The organism is Pseudomonas sp. 05N434 (assembly GCF_056396965.1).
The window spans coordinates 1-12,834 of record NZ_JBFTMK010000106.1 but is presented as its reverse complement, the minus strand read 5'-3'; the positions used below and the strand labels follow the sequence as shown (position 1 = coordinate 12,834).

At 58.2% G+C, this 12,834-nt stretch carries 16 protein-coding genes, 4 tRNA genes and 1 pseudogene; 9 read left to right on the top strand and 12 right to left on the bottom strand.

What is annotated here, in order from left to right; all coding sequences use genetic code 11:
* Window positions 1-35: 35 nt before the first annotated feature.
* The 4 genes from AC1DLB_RS09660 to AC1DLB_RS09645 all read right to left on the bottom strand — a co-directional run bounded on the left by AC1DLB_RS09660 (window position 36) and on the right by AC1DLB_RS09645 (window position 516).
* A tRNA-His gene (locus tag AC1DLB_RS09660) sits at window positions 36-111 on the bottom strand.
* 78 nt (window positions 112-189) lie between these two features.
* Window positions 190-274: transfer RNA gene (locus AC1DLB_RS09655), tRNA-Leu, on the bottom strand.
* A gap of 57 nt (window positions 275-331) precedes the next feature.
* Window positions 332-407 (bottom strand) — tRNA-His (locus AC1DLB_RS09650).
* A 32-nt stretch (window positions 408-439) separates the two neighbouring features.
* A tRNA-Arg gene (locus AC1DLB_RS09645) sits at window positions 440-516 on the bottom strand.
* Between the two features lie 275 nt (window positions 517-791).
* Between AC1DLB_RS09645 and folD the strand changes: the two genes are divergently transcribed.
* Both folD and pbpG read left to right on the top strand, forming a co-directional pair.
* Window positions 792-1,646 (top strand): bifunctional methylenetetrahydrofolate dehydrogenase/methenyltetrahydrofolate cyclohydrolase FolD, encoded by an 855-nt coding sequence (folD, locus tag AC1DLB_RS09640; protein ID WP_018925421.1) that lies wholly within the window; start codon window positions 792-794, stop codon window positions 1,644-1,646.
* A 261-nt stretch (window positions 1,647-1,907) separates the two neighbouring features.
* Window positions 1,908-2,846: a D-alanyl-D-alanine endopeptidase gene (pbpG, locus tag AC1DLB_RS09635; RefSeq protein ID WP_018925420.1), complete on the top strand. Its 939-nt coding sequence runs from the start codon at window positions 1,908-1,910 to the stop codon at window positions 2,844-2,846.
* Between the two features lie 58 nt (window positions 2,847-2,904).
* On the opposite strand, the gene AC1DLB_RS09630 is transcribed toward pbpG, so the two are convergent.
* The 3 genes from AC1DLB_RS09630 to AC1DLB_RS09620 all read right to left on the bottom strand — a co-directional run bounded on the left by AC1DLB_RS09630 (window position 2,905) and on the right by AC1DLB_RS09620 (window position 4,180).
* Window positions 2,905-3,129 (bottom strand): hypothetical protein, encoded by a 225-nt coding sequence (locus tag AC1DLB_RS09630; protein ID WP_018925419.1) that lies wholly within the window; start codon window positions 3,127-3,129, stop codon window positions 2,905-2,907.
* Window positions 3,130-3,141: 12 nt separating this feature from the next.
* The gene (locus tag AC1DLB_RS09625; RefSeq protein ID WP_086945071.1) at window positions 3,142-3,357 is read right to left on the bottom strand and encodes a DUF6021 family protein; all 216 of its coding nucleotides are present in this window, start codon (window positions 3,355-3,357) and stop codon (window positions 3,142-3,144) included.
* A 94-nt stretch (window positions 3,358-3,451) separates the two neighbouring features.
* Window positions 3,452-4,180, bottom strand: a complete 729-nt coding sequence (locus AC1DLB_RS09620) for a cysteine peptidase family C39 domain-containing protein (RefSeq protein WP_477743730.1) — start codon at window positions 4,178-4,180, stop codon at window positions 3,452-3,454.
* Between the two features lie 171 nt (window positions 4,181-4,351).
* Here AC1DLB_RS09620 and AC1DLB_RS09615 point away from each other — a divergent pair, with 171 nt between their 5' ends.
* Complete coding sequence (locus tag AC1DLB_RS09615) at window positions 4,352-4,522, top strand: hypothetical protein (protein ID WP_173861183.1); 171 nt, start codon at window positions 4,352-4,354, stop codon at window positions 4,520-4,522.
* Window positions 4,523-4,602: 80 nt separating this feature from the next.
* On the opposite strand, the gene AC1DLB_RS09610 is transcribed toward AC1DLB_RS09615, so the two are convergent.
* Both AC1DLB_RS09610 and AC1DLB_RS09605 read right to left on the bottom strand, forming a co-directional pair.
* Window positions 4,603-5,352 carry a TerC family protein gene (locus AC1DLB_RS09610; protein WP_018925415.1) on the bottom strand — a complete coding sequence of 250 codons (750 nt, stop codon included), beginning with the start codon at window positions 5,350-5,352 and terminating at the stop codon, window positions 4,603-4,605.
* A 28-nt stretch (window positions 5,353-5,380) separates the two neighbouring features.
* The gene (locus AC1DLB_RS09605; RefSeq protein WP_007940414.1) at window positions 5,381-5,623 is read right to left on the bottom strand and encodes a hypothetical protein; all 243 of its coding nucleotides are present in this window, start codon (window positions 5,621-5,623) and stop codon (window positions 5,381-5,383) included.
* Between the two features lie 155 nt (window positions 5,624-5,778).
* On the opposite strand from AC1DLB_RS09605, the gene nhaR reads away from it, so the two are divergent.
* Complete coding sequence (gene nhaR, locus AC1DLB_RS09600) at window positions 5,779-6,678, top strand: transcriptional activator NhaR (RefSeq protein ID WP_138867943.1); 900 nt, start codon at window positions 5,779-5,781, stop codon at window positions 6,676-6,678.
* Between the two features lie 4 nt (window positions 6,679-6,682).
* Here nhaR and AC1DLB_RS09595 read toward each other — a convergent pair whose 3' ends face one another.
* Window positions 6,683-7,837 (bottom strand): MFS transporter, encoded by a 1,155-nt coding sequence (locus AC1DLB_RS09595; protein WP_018925413.1) that lies wholly within the window; start codon window positions 7,835-7,837, stop codon window positions 6,683-6,685.
* A 334-nt stretch (window positions 7,838-8,171) separates the two neighbouring features.
* Here AC1DLB_RS09595 and sstT point away from each other — a divergent pair, with 334 nt between their 5' ends.
* Window positions 8,172-9,404, top strand: a complete 1,233-nt coding sequence (sstT, locus tag AC1DLB_RS09590; protein WP_477784925.1) for a serine/threonine transporter SstT — start codon at window positions 8,172-8,174, stop codon at window positions 9,402-9,404.
* Between the two features lie 69 nt (window positions 9,405-9,473).
* On the opposite strand, the gene AC1DLB_RS09585 is transcribed toward sstT, so the two are convergent.
* Window positions 9,474-9,983: a DUF1993 domain-containing protein gene (locus tag AC1DLB_RS09585; RefSeq protein WP_019579999.1), complete on the bottom strand. Its 510-nt coding sequence runs from the start codon at window positions 9,981-9,983 to the stop codon at window positions 9,474-9,476.
* Window positions 9,984-10,110: 127 nt separating this feature from the next.
* Between AC1DLB_RS09585 and AC1DLB_RS09580 the strand changes: the two are divergent.
* Window positions 10,111-10,590: pseudogene (locus AC1DLB_RS09580) on the top strand (YceH family protein); the annotation flags it as partial.
* Window positions 10,591-10,683: 93 nt separating this feature from the next.
* On the opposite strand, the gene AC1DLB_RS09575 reads toward AC1DLB_RS09580, so the two are convergent.
* On the bottom strand, window positions 10,684-11,502 hold the full coding sequence (locus AC1DLB_RS09575; protein ID WP_477743731.1) for a shikimate 5-dehydrogenase: 819 nt from the start codon (window positions 11,500-11,502) through the stop codon (window positions 10,684-10,686).
* A 238-nt stretch (window positions 11,503-11,740) separates the two neighbouring features.
* On the opposite strand from AC1DLB_RS09575, the gene AC1DLB_RS09570 reads away from it, so the two are divergent.
* The 3 genes from AC1DLB_RS09570 to AC1DLB_RS09560 all read left to right on the top strand — a co-directional run bounded on the left by AC1DLB_RS09570 (window position 11,741) and on the right by AC1DLB_RS09560 (window position 12,780).
* A complete protein-coding gene (locus AC1DLB_RS09570) occupies window positions 11,741-12,109 on the top strand; it encodes a hypothetical protein (RefSeq protein ID WP_018925408.1) in 369 nt (122 codons plus the stop codon).
* Window positions 12,110-12,301: 192 nt separating this feature from the next.
* Window positions 12,302-12,496 (top strand): hypothetical protein, encoded by a 195-nt coding sequence (locus AC1DLB_RS09565; RefSeq protein ID WP_018925407.1) that lies wholly within the window; start codon window positions 12,302-12,304, stop codon window positions 12,494-12,496.
* Window positions 12,497-12,597: 101 nt separating this feature from the next.
* A complete protein-coding gene (locus tag AC1DLB_RS09560) occupies window positions 12,598-12,780 on the top strand; it encodes a hypothetical protein (protein WP_018925406.1) in 183 nt (60 codons plus the stop codon).
* Window positions 12,781-12,834: the final 54 nt, after the last annotated feature.

Below are 12,834 nucleotides of genomic sequence, written 5' to 3'. Positions count from 1 at the left end.
GGCGCCAGACTGTTAATCTGGCGCCTTTCGGAATATGGGGTGGACGATGGGGATCGAACCCACGACAACGGGAGTCACAATCCCGTGCTCTACCAACTGAGCTACGCCCACCATATTGCGTGACAAAGAAGCCAAACAACTTCTTTGTTGAACCTCAATCATGCCAATCGGCATGAGTGAAGCTTTATTTGGTGCGGATGAAGAGACTCGAACTCTTACGCCTCGCGGCGCTGGAACCTAAATCCAGTGTGTCTACCAATTCCACCACATCCGCGGGTTGAAGCTGTTAAAGCAAAGGCGCCAGACTATTAATCTGGCGCCTTTCGAAATATGGGGTGGACGATGGGGATCGAACCCACGACAACGGGAGTCACAATCCCGTGCTCTACCAACTGAGCTACGCCCACCATATCGCGCTACTTGTGCCAATGCTGCCTAATGGCGCACCCGGCAGGACTCGAACCTGCGACCATCCGCTTAGAAGGCGGATGCTCTATCCAGCTGAGCTACGGGCGCCTTGTTAATCTGTACCCTTGAAGGACTACAAACTAAGTGCTTTTCAGTCTTGCGGAACCGTAACTCCGCTCGACCTTCTTAACCAGTGCTAGGCTGTGCCCGACAAGTGCGACGAATAGTATAGAGCCCCCTGAAGGTCGTCAAATCCTTTTTGAAAAAAATTCATTTAATTAAAGGAGTTAGGGGAATTTGCAGACCAAGCGCCTTTGCCCTCACCTCGTGACATGCGAGAATGCGCTCTCTTTTTTTCCCCTCTCGATGGTTAATCACGCGCAATGACTGCACAACTAATCGACGGCAAATCGATCGCCGCCAGCCTGCGCCAGCAGATCGCCAAACGAGTTGCCGAGCGTCGCCAGCAAGGCCTGCGCACACCCGGCCTCGCGGTGATCCTGGTCGGCAGCGATCCTGCCTCTCAGGTTTATGTCTCGCACAAGCGTAAAGACTGTGAAGAGGTCGGCTTCCTATCCCAAGCCTATGACCTGCCTGCCGACACCACTCAAGCAGCGCTGACCGATCTGATCGATCGCCTGAACGACGACCCGGCAATCGACGGCGTTCTGCTTCAGTTGCCTCTACCTGAACACCTGGACGCCTCCAAATTGCTGGAGCGCATTCGTCCCGACAAGGACGTCGACGGTTTCCACCCTTATAACGTCGGTCGCCTGGCCCAGCGCATTCCGCTGCTGCGCCCGTGCACGCCCAAAGGCATCATGACGCTGCTGGAAAGCACCGGCGTCAATCTTTACGGGATGGACGCGGTCATTGTCGGGGCTTCCAACATTGTTGGTCGTCCGATGGCGATGGAACTGCTGCTGGCCGGTTGCACCGTGACGGTCACCCACCGCTTCACCAAGGATCTGGCCGGCCACGTCGGTCGCGCCGACTTGGTAGTGGTTGCCGCCGGCAAGCCGGGCCTGGTCAAAGGTGAGTGGATCAAGGAAGGCGCGATCGTGATCGACGTCGGCATCAACCGTCAGGCAGACGGCAAACTGGTCGGCGACGTGACTTACGAATCCGCCCTGGCCCGTGCCGGCTGGATCACTCCGGTACCGGGTGGCGTAGGCCCGATGACCCGCGCCTGCCTGCTGGAAAACACGTTGTACGCCGCCGAAACACTGCACAGCTGAGTTAACTCTCACCCTGCTGCACCCAAAAGAACCCCGCCCATCGCGGGGTTCTTTTTGCCTGTAGCAAACAGCTCGGTCACAGAGGTCGGACAACTGCAAAGCCAAATAGTAAAGAAAGAGTTACAGCATTAAATATTCTTCACTTTTACCCCCCGTCTTGCAGGCGCCTATGGCTTTCCTGGCACATACTCCTAAAATGCGTCGTTTTTAAGAAACAGCCCGTTACAGAACGGCATATCCACCCTTTATGAGTCTGCCAGCGTGAAAATCCGTCTTTCCATCCTGAGCCTAGTTTTTGCAGTTACAGGGACTTTCATCACGCCAACGGTCAACGCCGGTGAAACCACCGCGGCACCACGAGACACTGCACAACTGAAGATCGCTTCCGGCAGCGCTTTGCTGATGGATCTGCAAACCAACAAAGTCATCTATGCCAGCAATCCTGACGTCGTCGTACCCATCGCCTCCGTCAGCAAACTGATGACCGGCCTGGTGGTCGTAGAAGCGCGGCAGAACATGGACGAATATATTCCCGTTAACATCAGCGACACCCCGGAAATGAAAGGCGTGTTCTCCCGAGTCAAACTCCAAAGCGAATTGACGCGCCGCGAGATGCTGTTGATCGCCCTGATGTCATCGGAAAACCGTGCCGCCGCAACCTTGGCGCATCACTATCCGGGCGGTTACGTCGCGTTCATTGCCGCCATGAACGCCAAAGCCAAGGCGCTGGGCATGACCAGTACCCACTTCGTCGAACCGACGGGTCTCTCCCCGCGCAACGTGTCCACCGCCCGCGACCTGAGCAAACTGCTGATCGCCGCGCACAAGTACCCACTCTTGACCGAGCTGAGCACGACCAAGGAAAAAACCGTTACATTCCGTAAACCCAACTACAGCCTGGGTTTCCACAATACCGACCACTTGATCAACAAGCCGAACTGGGACATCAAGCTGACGAAAACCGGGTTTACCAACCAGGCCGGTCACTGCCTGGTGCTGGTGACCAGCATGGGCAACCGTCCGGTTGCGCTGGTGATTCTCGATGCCTTCGGCAAGTACACGCACTTTGCCGATGCGACCCGTATTCGCAGCTGGGTTGAAACCGGCAAGAGCACCAACGTGCCATCCGTCGCCCTGCAGTACAAGTCAGACAAGAACCTCAAGCATCGCCAGAGCGGTGTGATTGAAGCCTCAAAATAAGGTCGAAACATCCRTAAATRAAAAGCCCCGAATWTTCGGGGCTTTTTTTGTCCRGCGRTCAATCATTGGGCAACGGCATCTGATCGTCATCCGGAATGCCATCCCCGGCACTCGGGTCTCGCCAGCCCTGTGGATGCTTCGTCGGCACCACGGTCGGCCTGGCCAAGGGATCCCTTAGCGGGCTGTCCGGATCCATCACCGGGTCCAGGTCCGCCTCGGGGGTTGTTGGAACGTTTTCGGGAGGGTCCGAATGTTTGTCGTCGAAGCTCGAATCGGTAGACATATGCACCTCTGACTAAGACTTGGGTTTCAGATTACCGAGCGGGTCGTAAGGCTTTGCCGGTGTCTTCTTGCCCTCCTCACCCGGTTTTATATCTTTGGGTGCCCTGGCAGGTCCGATGGGGTCGACCTGAGGATCAGCAACGTCCGGAGAGTCGGGGTCGAACCCCAACTCATTATCGGACGAATGCTCGGACGAGTGTGGGCCGACGGGGGTATTGGATTGAGCCATGGACGCCTCCTGGTCACGGCCCGGCGAGAAACCCGGGCCCTTTACATCAGAGGCGAACAACGTCGAGTAGTGCCCGGCGGATGACAAACGGAAACTACTGCGCGGTCAGCGCCTTCTTCGCCCTGGCTGCCGCTTGCTCCTGACCTGACTGGGCAAGATCGTTCGCCGCTTTCAGCCAGCGCTGCTGATCGACGTTGGCCGGAATCTGGTCCGGCTTCTGGATCAAAACGGCCCAACCGCCTGCATTCTCGAGCGCCGACTCAAAGGCGCTGAACCCCATCAGCAACCGACGATCCATCCCGGTGCGCAGCAACACGGTCTGCTTCTGACGGTTGTAACCGGCAAGAATGGCGTATCGCGGCCCGGCCCAGAATGCCGAGCCTTCAGTAATGCGTACCATCACCGGATAACCGGCTGCGACCTGGGTCAGCAGCGCCGACAATTGGCTGTCGAGGGGATAGACCACCATCCCGTATTCGCGGGCGAGGTTTTGCATGTTCTGCTGCAACCGGTCTTCGGCGCCCGGTAAATTCAGGGGCTTTTCAAGCAACCCCGGAGTTATCACGATGTCCTGTTGGGACAACAGGCTGGCCAGCACTTGAGGCCCGCTCTGATAACTTTGCCCACGGTAGAACGTACCGCTGAGTTCGACACGCTCCGGCAGACGCTTGATCTCAGGCGCTACGCTCCCCGCGCAGCCAGCCAGGCCGGCAACGCAGCCAACGATCAGTGCCAAAGATCGAATTCGAGAAAATACCCGCACCATCATCACTCTCTTGTTCAGACGCCAGGCGATCACGCAGCCGGCTTGGCCGTCGATCATAGGATGCCGCGCGACAGCGGTATAGCCTTAACCGGCAGTTGTTTGCATTTGATAGAGCGAACGGGTTGATGACAGGCGACCTTTGGTCAATAGCCTGAAACACAGCAACGGCTAGACTGTCCTTTACCAAGGAAGAGTGTGCGCCCGCGGCAGGGCAAAGAGGAGGCACTGATGAGCCTGACAATGACCATTGTGATGTTGATTTCCGGCTGGCTGGCAGTGGCCGCCGCCATGTTGTGGGGCGTTTTGCGCATTACCCGTCGGCACCATCACCACCCGATTAAATCGGCGCCCGCGGCCAAAACCGATAAACCGGCTACACACCCCATCACCGCGCACTGACTGGCGCTTTTCAGTCGTACAAACAAAAAACGGCCGCCTGGACTCTCGCAAGTTCAGGCGGCCGTTTCGTTTATCGGCGATTAAGCTTCTGCGGCAACGCGCCTCTGTTTGGCCCGCCGCGACAGCATGTTCAAGCCTTCGATCGTCGCCGAGAACGCCATGGCCGCGTAGACATAGCCTTTCGGTACGTGGGCGCCGAAACCTTCGGCGATCAGCGTCATGCCGATCATGATCAAGAAGCCCAGCGCCAGCATCACCACCGTCGGATTGTCGTTGATGAACTTGGCCAACGGGTCAGCAGCCAGCAACATCACCAGGACYGACACCACCACCGCAATGATCATGATCGGCAAATGCTCGGTCATGCCGACAGCGGTAATGATGCTGTCGATGGAGAACACCATGTCGAGCATCAGGATCTGACCGATGGCGGCGGCAAAGCCCAGGGTCACGGTCGAGGTGGCCGACGTCGGATCTTCCGGCGACGGGTCCATGCTGTGATGAATCTCGGTGGTCGCCTTCCACAACAGGAACAGGCCGCCGGCGATCAGGATCATGTCCTTCCAGGAGAACGCGTGGCCGAGAATGTCGATCACCGGTTCAGTCAACTGGACGATAAACGCGATGGTGCTCAACAGCGCCAGGCGCAGGATTAACGCCATGCCGATACCAATGCGCCGCGCCTTCTGGCGATGCTGCTCGGGCAGCTTATTGGTGAGGATCGAGATGAAGATCAGGTTATCGATGCCGAGCACGATTTCCATCACCACCAACGTGGCCAGGGCGACCCAGGCGGTAGGGCTTGCAGCGAGTTCTAAAAGGTATTCCATGGGTCAGTCCTGACTCGTTGTAGAYGGTTTAGATTTCCTGGGACGAAGAATCGGTTTTGCCCGTCTCTTTGGCCGGTTGTTCTTTCTTGCTGATCAGGCCACTCGTGGCCTCGCTCAACGCTTGTTCTGCGGCTTTGTGGGTATCGTCGATCGCCTGTTTGGCGCTTTCGGCGGCCTTGCCCATCAATTGCTGAGCACTTTTCTCGGCCTGGTCGCAACCGGCCAACACCAGTAAAGAGGTGATCAGCAGCGCGGTGGTTTTAAGCTTCATGATGCTTTCCTCGATAGAACAGACAGAACCGAAAGGCAATCCGTCGATAGCGAGGCAGTCTAAAGAGGCAAATACTTCAGGAAAATTCGTATTTTCAGCGGTTATACTTCGGTTTTTACGAATCCATAGCAAAACACACGCTACGGGGAACATGAATGCTGAATTATCGACAGCTGCATTATTTCTGGGTGGTGGCCAAGACCGGCAGCATCGTGCGCGCCTGCGAGCAGTTGAACCTGACGCCACAGACCATCAGCGGGCAGATTTCCCTGCTCGAACAAACCTATGGCATTGAATTGTTTCGCCGGGTCGGGCGGCAACTGGAACTCACCGAAGCCGGACGTCAGACCCTGCCCTATGCCGAGCAGATGTTTCAACTTGGGGGCGAGCTGGAGCTGATGCTGCGGGCGCAGCCCAATGAGCAACAGATTCTGTTTCGGGTGGGCGTCGCCGATGTGGTGCCCAAATCCATCGTCTATCGCCTGATCGCGCCGACCATGGAGTTGAGCGAGCCGCTACGCATCACCTGCCGCGAAGACAAACTGGAACGATTGCTCGCCGACCTGGCGATTCAACGCCTCGACCTGGTGATTTCCGACAGCCCGATGCCCTCGCATCTGGACATCAAGGGCTACAGCCAGAAGCTCGGCGAATGCGGTATCAGCTTCTTCGCCACCGCCGAACTGACGGCGCGATACGGCCAGGATTTCCCCCACAGCCTGCACGGCGCCCCGTTGTTGATTCCCGGGCCGGAAACCGTGGTGCGCAGTCGCTTGCAACGCTGGTTTGCCGAACAGCAGATCCAGCCGCGAATCGTCGGCGAGTTCGACGACAGCGCTTTGATGCAGGCTTTCGGCCAATCCGGTAGCGGGATTTTCATCGGCCCGAGCGTGATTGCCGACGAGGTGAAACGCCAATGCGGTGTGGAGTTGATCGGCCAGACCGACGCGGTGCGCGAGTCGTTCTATGCCATTTCGGTGGAACGCAAGGTCAAGCACCCCGGCATTGTCGCCATTACCGAAGGTGCCCGACGCGAGCTGTTCACCGAGATGTAAAGCCTCAGGCGCAGACTTCGCGAGGTTTGAAGGTCATCAGCGCCATGGCCAGGAGAATCGAAACCAGGATAAAACCGGCTGCGGCGAAACCCAGTCCACCCAGGCCCACACTGTCGATCACCCGGCCGCCAACCATGGCGCCCAGGCCGATCCCGAGGTTGGCCCCGGCAATGTTCAACGACGCCGCGAAGGCCGGCGCTTCAGGCGCCGCCTTCATCAACCGCACATGACTGACCAGGAACAACGCCGCCTGGGTCACCCCCCAAATCCCCATCGCCGCCGCCAGCCCCAGCGGCGAGTGAATGTTCGGCACCAGCGTCACCATGCCGGCAATCATGAACGCGCAAAACGTCATAGAAGCGATCAGCGGGTGACGATCCACCGCGCGACCGCCCAGCGAGTTGCCGATCAGCCCGACCGCGCCGAAGCCCATCAGACACCAGCCGACCACGGTGCCGTTGAAACCGGCGAGGCGTTCAAGAATGTCGGCCAGGTAGGTGTAGGCGGTGAACATGCCGCTGAACACCAGGATCGACAGCAGAACATGACCCAGCATCAGCGGGCTGCGCAGGATCTTGAACTGCGAACGAAAACTCACCTGATGCTGGTGCAGGCTGGTTTTCGGCAAATAGATAAACAGCAGCAGCGCCTTGGCAAACGCAATCACCGCCAGAATGCCGAAAGCACTGCGCCAACCGAACGCATCGGAAATCAACGTGCCGACCGGAATGCCGAATACGGTGGCGCAGACGATGCCGAAACCAATCTTGGCAATCGCCCGCCCGGCGTAGTCCGGTCCGACGATGTCCACCGCGGTTTCACTGGCCAACGCCCAGAACACCGGCAACCCCAGCGCCGGAATCAACCGGGCAATGGCCATCACCCAAATGTTCGGCGCAAACGCCGCCAGCGTGTTGGCCAGGCCGAACATGATCAACACGCTGATGAACAGTTTGCGTCGTTCAAACCTTGCGAAATACGCTGTCAGGAACGGCCCGAACGCGGCCACGGTGAACGCAAACAGGGTCACCAGCAAACCCGCTTGAGGGATGCTGACGTCCAGGTCACGGGCGATTGCCGGCAACAGGCCGACGATGATGAATTCCGTGGTCAGCACCGTGAAACCGGCGGCGGACAACAGAAGAATGGGCAACAGCATGCAGAACTCCAGGAAAACGACGACACCAGCGACAGCCCGAAGGCCCACTGGCAGAACTAGAAAATGAGGATGGCGAAGCTTAACAGAGTGTTTCCAAACGAAGTTGCACGAACCTGCAAATCGCGTTGAACAATCGGGTGGCAGATCGTCACAGGTCTGAAGGATCGCGGCTACGCTGTGATAAAGTCCGCGACCCGCGAGATTGACACCTTGCTCATCGGCCATTGATTGGCATTGATGTGGCGACCCCTTCGGTTCCCTCCATGTAGCCTGCCCGGCTTTTTGCTGCATGAGCCARGGAACCCTGCACCCTAATAAAATCAGAGATACCGTTATGACCGCTTCATCCCCTTCTCTTTTGCAACGCCTGAAACGCAGCAGCCTGGTCACGCAAATCATCATCGGCCTGATCGCCGGGATTGCCCTGGCCCTGTTCGCGCCTGAGGTGGCGAAGTCCACCGCCTTCATTGGCAAAGTATTCGTGTCGGCGCTCAAGGCTGTCGCGCCGATTCTGGTGTTCGTGCTGGTCATGGCCTCGATTGCCAATCATAAGCACGGCCAGGAAACCCATATCCGGCCGATCCTGTTTCTGTATCTGCTGGGCACCTTCGCCGCAGCCGTGGTTGCAGTGATCGCCAGTACGCTGTTTCCGTCGAGCCTGGTGCTGTCGACCCAGGACGTTGCGGTCACCGCGCCGGGCGGCATCAGCGAAGTGCTGCAAAGTCTGTTGCTGAGCGTGGTCGATAACCCGGTCAGCGCACTGATGAACGCCAACTTCATCGGCATTCTGGCGTGGGCGATCGGCATGGGCATTGCGATCCGCCATGCTGGCGAGACGACACGCGAAGTGCTGGACGACCTGTCCAATGGCGTGACCGTGATCGTGCGCCTGGTGATTCGCTTTGCGCCGCTGGGGATCTTCGGTCTGGTGGCTTCGACCCTCGCCACTTCCGGTTTCGGCGCATTGATCGGCTATATGCACCTGCTGGCGGTGCTGCTGGGCTGCATGCTGTTCGTCGCGTTGGTGATGAACCCGGTCATCGTGTTCTGGAAACTGCGCCGCAACCCGTATCCGCTGGTACTCACCTGCCTGCGCGAGAGCGGCATCACCGCCTTCTTCACCCGCAGCTCGGCGGCGAACATTCCGGTCAACCTGGAATTGAGCAAACGCCTGGGCCTGCATGAAGACACCTATTCGGTATCGATCCCGCTCGGCGCGACCATCAACATGGCCGGCGCGGCGATCACCATCACTGTGCTGACCCTGGCCGCCGTGCACACCCTGGGCATCGCCGTGGATATTCCGACGGCCATTCTGCTCAGCGTCGTCGCGGCAATTTGTGCCTGTGGCGCCTCGGGCGTGGCGGGCGGTTCGTTGTTGCTGATTCCGCTGGCGTGCAGCCTGTTCGGCATCCCGAGCGAAATCGCCATGCAAGTGGTGGCGGTCGGCTTCATCATCGGTGTGTTGCAGGACTCGGCGGAAACCGCGCTGAACTCCTCCACCGACGTGCTGTTCACCGCGGCGGYTTGCCAGGGTGAAGAGTTGAAGGCGCAGCGTTTGGCGTAAACGCACCGACGAAAACGAAAAAGCCCGCCAAGGCTTACACCTTGGCGGGCTTTTTTGTACCTGGGTGGTTTAGAACGCGCCCATGTAATCGCGCTTGCCCACTTCCACACCGTTGTGACGCAGCAGCGCGTAGGCGGTGGTGACGTGGAAGAAGAACTGCGGCAGACCGTAGCTCAGCAGGTAAGCCTGGCCAGTGAAGCGCTTCTCTTTAGGGGTGCCAGGACGGGTCACGATTTCGATGCCTTCCTTGCCGTTGATCTGCTCGGGTTTGATCTCGCCGATGAAGGCCAGAACCTTGGCGATCAACGCTTGCAGTTCGGCGAAGGTGGTTTCGGTGTCGTCGTATTTCGGCAGTTCGATTTCAGCCAGGCGCGCTGAAACGCCCTTGGCGAAATCAACGGCGATCTGCACCTGACGCACTAGCGGGAACATGTCCGGGTACAGACGGGCCTGCAGGAATGCGTTCGGGTCGATGTTTTTCGCGGTAGCGTGGGCTTCGGCCTTGCTCAGGTTGTTGCTCAGGGCGTTGAGCATTTGCTGGAAAACCGGAACGGATGCGGCGTACAGGGAAATAGTCATGGCAGTCTCGTGTGGTGACGGGAGTAAAAAACGTGGAGCGATTATAGCCATGCCGGCGCGCCCTGCGACTTGTCTTTTATCCAGCAAGGATTAGGCTAGGCGGCTCGACTGCCTAGGGAAAAGCGCGATGAGCACTGAACAAGAGACGACCTTCGACGAACCGCGGCTCAACAGCACGGAAATCCGCATTTTGGGCTCGTTGATCGAAAAACAGGCCACCAGCCCGGAAACCTATCCGCTGACCCTCAATGCCCTGGTGATTGCCTGCAACCAGAAAACCAGCCGCGAACCGGTGATGAACCTCAGCCAGGGCCAGGTTGGCCAGAGCCTGCGCGCCCTTGAAGGTCGCGGCTTCACCCGGCTGGTGATGGGCAGCCGTGCCGACCGCTGGGAACATCGGGTCGACAAGGCGCTGGAACTGGTGCCGGCCCAGGTGATTCTGACGGGGCTGTTGTTCCTGCGCGGTCCGCAGACGGTCAACGAACTGCTGACCCGCAGCGGCCGCATGCATGACTTCGAAGATGCCGAACAGGTGGTGCATCAACTGGAGCGCTTGATCGCCCGAGGCCTGGCGCTGTTGACCGTTCGGCTGCGAAGCAGTCGCAAGGCCGGCAAACTCGGTGTGCTGACTGCTTTGGGGYCGCTTCGCGACCCAACGGGAGCAAGCTCCCTCGCCACAGGTCCAACCGATAATCGGAATTCAGCTCCGGGCAAACGCCACGGCTTTCTGAAACTGCTCATCGGTCGGTCGCACGCCGGTGTACAACACGAACTGCTCCAGCGCCTGGATGGCAATCACTTCCAGCCCGGTGATCACCCGTTTGCCTTCGGCACGAGCACGCACGATCAGCGGTGTTTCCGAGGGAGTCGCCACCACATCGAAAACCGTTTCGGCGGCAGCGATGGCTTCAGGGGGAAACGCCAGTTGATCGGCTTCCAGGCCACCGGTCATGCCGATCGGCGTGACGTTGATCAGCATCTGCGGGCGTTGAGCACCCAGTTCCGCCTGCCATTGGTAACCCAGCGATTCGGCCAGGGCACGCCCGGCGCGTTCGTTACGGGCCACGATCAAGCCGTTTTTGTAGCCGCCATCGCGCAAGGCACTGGCCACGGCCTTGGCCATGCCGCCGCTGCCGCGCAGGGCAAAGGTCGAATCCTTGGGCACCTGGTGGGTTTCGAGCAACTGGGCGACGGCGATGTAATCAGTGTTGTAGGCCTTGAGGTGGCCGTTGGTGTTGACGATAGTGTTGATCGATTGAATAGCCTCGGCCGATGCATCCAGCTCATCGACCAGCGCGATGCAGGCCTCCTTGAACGGCATCGACACGCCGCAACCCCGAATACCCAACGCACGAATGCCGCTGACAGCCCCCGTCAGGTCCTGGCTGCTGAAGGCTTTGTAGTAAAAATTCAGCGCCAGTTGTTCGTACAGATGATTGTGAAACCGCAGGCCGAAATTGCCGGGACGGCCCGAGAGTGACATGCACAACTGGGTGTCTTTGTTGGGGTTCATCTGCATCCGAATCTCCTTCAGTAGCACTTTCAGATGGACGGAATTAACAATTCCACCGGATTGTGGTCGATCATAAGGGTATGTCTGTACCAGACAGCACCGTAAAGAAACCGGTACAGACCTTACACAAAATTTACCCAACGGCTGTGCTGATTTTCAAAAAATTGCTGTCTTAGAAGTATCCCCGCGACAACTTGTGTCTATTGCAGACCCAAGCGCCGGGTCGAAGAACCGAGGACTTATCATGATCCGTAAAATCCCCACAGTAGCCTTGCTGATCGGTGCTCTCGCTATCGCAGGGCAGGCAGAAGCAGGTGGTCGTGGCTGGGAAGGTCCGGCTGTGTTTGGTGCGATCGTCGGCTCGGCAATCATCGGCTCGGCAATTATCGGCCGCGACCGGCCGGTGTATGTAGAGCAACCGGTTTACGCTCAGCCTCAACCGGTTTACGTACAGCCACCGCCCGTTTACTACCAACCGGCGCCGGTCTATGTCCAACAACCGATGTACTACCGCCCGGCACCGATTTATTACGGTCCACCACGCGGCTACTATGGCCCACCGCGCGGCTACTATGGCCATCCCCATGGTTATTACCGTGACGACCGCTGGTAACAGACTCATCAGGCCCCGCCTCAACAGCGGGGCCTTTTTTGTGGCCGCAAGGCGAACGGAGTCTGAATAAATCTCGTCAAGGTCGCTGTCGGGACAGTACCGGCAGGTAAAGTCGGTCATATTTATGTCATGACAGGCCCGCAAGCTTGATCTGTCCATAAACAACAGGTTGATAAAAACAAGGACGACCTCATGCCCACACAAAACCCGCACCGCATTGTCGGCTTGTGCACATCCAGCAAGGTGTACAACGCACTGACCGAGCTCAAGCACCTGGAAGGCCATCGCAGCGCCAAGTTTCTCTCGCTGCTGGCGGAAAACCTGGTGCGCAAAGGCCTGCTCAATGAACAGGAAGTCGTGCATATGCTCGATCAAGTCGTGGACTGATCGCCAACACTCACTGGCATCAATGACGACTATCGAAAGCGTTGATTTTCCACTCAAGCGTCCGATCCGTAAGGTAACCCCACAGATTGATGGAGGTACTTATGGCTCAGGTTCAGATTATGTCCGTTATCGGCAGCGCCGTTCCCGCACCGCTCAGAGCACTGGGATTGCTTGCCTGCTGGTATCTCGTACAGGACGGCGAACCGATCAGCGGCCCGCTCACTTCGCTTCCCGACGCCCAAGCCCTGTCGCAACGTATCGGCTCAGGCCAGCTCAACGCTTAAGGCAGCTGAACCCGCTGTTTGGTATCGACGAAAATCGCCCAGCTCGACATAAAC